This window comes from Aquidulcibacter sp. (assembly GCF_044346625.1).
In the GTDB taxonomy this organism is placed as follows: Bacteria; Pseudomonadota; Alphaproteobacteria; order Caulobacterales; family Aquidulcibacteraceae; genus Aquidulcibacter.
In genome coordinates this window covers 1-4,214 of sequence record NZ_JBIIYV010000136.1, presented here as the reverse complement: position 1 = coordinate 4,214, position 4,214 = coordinate 1, and the positions used below count along the sequence as shown (strand labels likewise).

At 53.3% G+C, this 4,214-nt stretch carries 3 protein-coding genes; all 3 read left to right on the top strand.

What is annotated here, in order from left to right:
- Positions 1-301 precede the first annotated feature (301 nt).
- The 3 genes from ACIQ20_RS16000 to rarD all read left to right on the top strand — a co-directional run bounded on the left by ACIQ20_RS16000 (position 302) and on the right by rarD (position 3,796).
- Positions 302-1,696 carry an aminotransferase gene (locus tag ACIQ20_RS16000; protein WP_395782071.1) on the top strand — a complete coding sequence of 465 codons (1,395 nt, stop codon included), beginning with the start codon at positions 302-304 and terminating at the stop codon, positions 1,694-1,696.
- A gap of 106 nt (positions 1,697-1,802) precedes the next feature.
- Positions 1,803-2,843 carry an aspartate-semialdehyde dehydrogenase gene (locus ACIQ20_RS15995; RefSeq protein WP_395782069.1) on the top strand — a complete coding sequence of 347 codons (1,041 nt, stop codon included), beginning with the start codon at positions 1,803-1,805 and terminating at the stop codon, positions 2,841-2,843.
- A gap of 71 nt (positions 2,844-2,914) precedes the next feature.
- Positions 2,915-3,796, top strand: coding sequence for an EamA family transporter RarD (rarD, locus tag ACIQ20_RS15990; protein ID WP_395782067.1), 882 nt, complete (start codon positions 2,915-2,917; stop codon positions 3,794-3,796).
- Positions 3,797-4,214: the final 418 nt, after the last annotated feature.

The following is a 4,214-nucleotide window of genomic DNA, read 5'->3' as shown; positions in this document are numbered from 1 at the left end:
CGCGCGAGACCTCAAATCCATCGATAGTATCTTTGCCATCCATGTTGGCCTCCATCACCAACATAAATGGTGAATCACATCACACCTGATTTGGGAATACACTCGATTCCTTTTTCAGGAAAACCGCCCTAAAGCTAAGTCTGAATCTATTTGGATCAGATTGCGCTCTGCTTAGGTGCTCTGTCGCAGTGCGAACAATTCACCGCATCAGTAATTGCAGGCCAAAGCGCAGAAATCACTTTCCCAATGTGTCCAGCCGATCTATTTGTTATAACAAAGAGATCAGCCTAGGATAAAGACTATGACCCCACCAGCAACGGCACTGCGCAATTATGACGCGGTAGAGCTGCGCCGCTTGGACGTCGCGCACCACTTACCGGCACAAGCAGACTATGGCGAAATCCGCGACTTGGGCGGTTCGCGCATCGTTACACGCGCCGATGGCTGCCAATTCTGGGACATTGATGGCAAAGCCTATCTCGATGGCATGGCCGGGCTTTGGTGCGTCGGTGTTGGCTATGGCCGGAAAGAACTAGCCGACGTCGCTCATGAGCAGATGTTAGAACTGCCCTATTACAACAGCTTCTTTAAAACCGCGACCGCGCCTGCCGTGCGTTTAGCGGCCAAAATCGCCGGCATCGCGGGTGGCGAGCTGCAGCACGTGTTCTTCAATTCGTCTGGTTCTGAGGCGGTCGACACCATGTTTCGCATGGTCCGCCACTATTGGGCAGTTCAAGGCCAACCCTATAAGAACATCTTCATCTGCCGCCGCAATGGCTATCATGGATCAACGGTGGCGGGCGCTAGCTTGGGCGGCATGAGCGCCATGCATGCCATCGGCTCCCTGCCCATCCCTGGGATCGAGCATGTTATTCAGCCTTATGCCTTCAATGAAGGCTTTGGCGAGGATGAGGAAGCTTTTGCAACGCGCTGTGCGCAAGAGGTTGAAGACCGAATCCTAAAAGTTGGTGCCCATAATGTTGCAGCTTTTGTAGGCGAACCCATCCAAGGCGCTGGTGGTGTCATCATCCCGCCAAAGGGCTATTGGCAGAAGATCGAAGCAATCTGCCGCAAATACAATATTCTCTTGGTTGCCGATGAAGTCATTTGTGGCTTTGGCCGCACTGGCCAGTGGTTTGGCCACAATACCTACGGCTTTACACCGGACATTATCACCACAGCCAAGCAATTGTCGTCGGGCTATGCGCCGATTTCAGCCACGATTGCCTCGCGCGCCATTGTCGAAGTGCTGCGCGAAAAGGGCGGCGACTTTGTGCATGGCTACACCTATTCCGGGCACCCAATGTGCTGCGCGGTCGCAGAGCGCAATTTGGAAATCATTGAGCGCGAAGACCTTGTCACCCGCACACGTGAAGTCACCGGGCCCTATCTGGCAAAGGCCTTGCAGCGCTTGGTGGGCCATGAATTGGTCGGGGAAGTGCGTTCGCAAGGTCTGTTGGGTGCTGTCGAAATTGTATCTGAACCCGGCACGAACCACCGTTTCGGCGGTAAAGAGGGCAAGGCAGGCCCCATGGTGCGTGACGCCTGTATCGCCAATGGTCTGATGGTTCGTGGGATTCGCGACAGCGTGGTCATGTGCCCGCCGCTGATCGTTTCCACGTCGGAAATCGACTTTATGATCGATACAATCGAAAAATCACTCAATCAGTGCCTACCTGCCTTACGCGCGCTCTAAGGCGCGGTCTGGCCTGATCCAAGTGGCAGCAAAGGGCTCATAACAGTCCTTTGCTCTTGGACATTAGCGCTCAAAGGGCTAATAGGGCCTCCTACGGAGAAATATCATGGGTTTAAAAGTCGCCGTCGTCGGTGCAACCGGCAATGTTGGTCGCGAATTGCTTGCTTTATTGGCAGAGTTGAAATTTCCGGTTTCAGAGATCGCTGCGATTGCGTCGCGTCGATCGTTGGGACGTGAAGTCTCGTTCGGCGACAAGACACTGAAATGCCAATCTCTTGATTATTTTGACTTTACTGGTTGGGACATCTGCTTGATGAGTGCCGGTGGAGCAACATCAAAAGAATGGTCGCCCAAAATTGCAGCGCAAGGCTGCTTGGTCATCGACAATTCCAGCCAATGGCGCATGGACCCCGACGTCCCCTTGGTGGTGCCTGAAGTCAATCCAGACGCAGCGATGAATTATACGAAGAAAATGATCATCGCAAACCCCAATTGCTCCACCGCGCAACTGGTTGTGGCCCTGAAACCCTTGCATGATCTCGCGAAGATCAAGCGCGTGGTAGTTGCGACCTACCAATCTGTGTCTGGTACCGGCAAAGAGGCCATGGACGAATTATGGACCCAAACGCGCGGCATCTTTGTGAATGATCCGGTGAAAACTGAAGTCTATCCAAAGCAGATCGCTTTCAATGTCATCCCCCATGGTGGTGACTTCATGGAAGACGGCTATACGACCGAAGAATTCAAGCTCGTCGCAGAAACCAAGAAAATGTTGGACCCCGCAATTAAGGTGACCGCGACTGTGGTGCGCGTACCAGTATTTGTAGGCCACTGTGAAGCTGTCCACATCGAGTTTGAAAACCCCATCAGTGATGATGAAGCCCGCGAAGCTTTGGAAGAGGCTCCCGGTGTCGTCGTAATGGATCGCCGCGAAGCAGGTGGCTATATGACTCCGGTTGAAGCAGCGGGCGAATTCCCAGTGTATGTTTCGCGTATTCGCTCCGACCCAACCGTTGAAAACGGTTTGGCCGTATGGGTGGTGGCGGACAATTTGCGCAAAGGTGCCGCCCTCAATGCCATCCAGATCGCCCAGCTATTGGTCGATCGCGGGGCATTTGAGAAAAAGCTGACAGTCGCGGAAGCCTAATAGGATAGTCTGACCTTGCCCCTTTTGCTTTGCGCTTGGCGGGGTAACGCCAGGCAGCAAAAGGGGGATTAATGACAAAGGTAGAACCCGCAAAGTTGCCGGCTGCTTTCTGGGCGGCCTTGTCAGCTTACATTATGTGGGGTCTTCTTCCGGCTTTCCTGCATCTGTTTGCTAAAATCCCGCCGCTAGAAGTGACCGCCCAGAGAATTGTCTGGACCCTTCCATGTGCATTCCTTGCCGCCCTGATTTTTGGAGGCTTTGCGTCACTGCGGATAACCGCACGCACTTTGGGTCTCTTAGCACTATCGGCGGCCTTGATCGGCGGCAATTGGCTCCTCTATGTCTGGGCGGTCGGCCAAGACCGCATTTTAGAATCAAGCCTGGGTTATTTTATCAATCCGCTGATTAATGTGTGCATGGGCGTGGCATTTTTTAAGGAAAAGCTGACCAAATGGCAGATCGGCGCGCTGACCCTGGCGCTGTTGGGTGTACTAAACCAAACCTTTTTAGTCGGGGCCTTTCCCTATGTTGCGTTGGGCCTTGGATTTTCCTTTGCGCTTTACGGGCTGGTACGCAAGCTTGCCCCAGTTCAACCCGCAGCGGGTTTGTTCTGGGAATCGGCAATCCTGTTTCTGCCCGCTCTCGTAATCATTATATGGCACATGCAAAGCGGCGGCCCCGTTATGGGCGGCTCTATAGGGATGATGGGCTTATTGGTCCTCTTGGGCCCTGCGACGGCGATCCCGCTGATCTTGTTTGCAACCGGCGCGCGCGGCCTAAAGATGACCACTTTGGGACTATTACAATATCTAGCCCCAACGCTCCAATTCAGTACCGGGCTTGCACTGGGTGAGCATTTCACCCCGGCTCACGGTGTGACCTTCGGCCTAATCTGGGCGGGCCTCGCACTCTATAGCGTCGCAACCTTCCAATCGAGCCGCAAGAACGCCTAAAGCTTCCCTAAGCCAAGCACGAAAAAAGGCCCCAGCTATAGAGCTGGGACCCAAAAGGTTTTCGCATGCAGGGGACCTTAAAGAAGGTCGGAATCCTGTTGGTAAGGAGCATTGCACGGTTTCATTCGTTGCGAAAGAGGAAAAATACTTGGTTGACAGTTTATTGATCCCTCAAAAGGCAGCATTGGTTTCGAGCGGGCACAATTGGCAGAAAACAAAGTACCAAGTTGCAACAATCTTGCTCATCCAAGCAGCATTCTGCCTTTGTTAGCTTTTTCTAACCATGCTCTGCGATCGTGTCCCACGGCGTGGTGTAACAGCGGCGTCATGAGGTAGCCGGTTTAGGGCTGAGTTGATCATGTTCAGGGGACTGCGCTGAGCATGACGATGGGATCATTGCTTAAAGGTGCGAGAGTTT

Coding starts and splice junctions, on each gene's coding strand:
- ACIQ20_RS15995 (WP_395782069.1), top strand. CDS start 1,803: ATGGGTTTAAAAGTCGCCGTCGTCGGTGCAACCGGCAATGTTGGTCGC.
- ACIQ20_RS16000 (WP_395782071.1), top strand. CDS start 302: ATGACCCCACCAGCAACGGCACTGCGCAATTATGACGCGGTAGAGCTG.
- rarD (WP_395782067.1), top strand. CDS start 2,915: ATGACAAAGGTAGAACCCGCAAAGTTGCCGGCTGCTTTCTGGGCGGCC.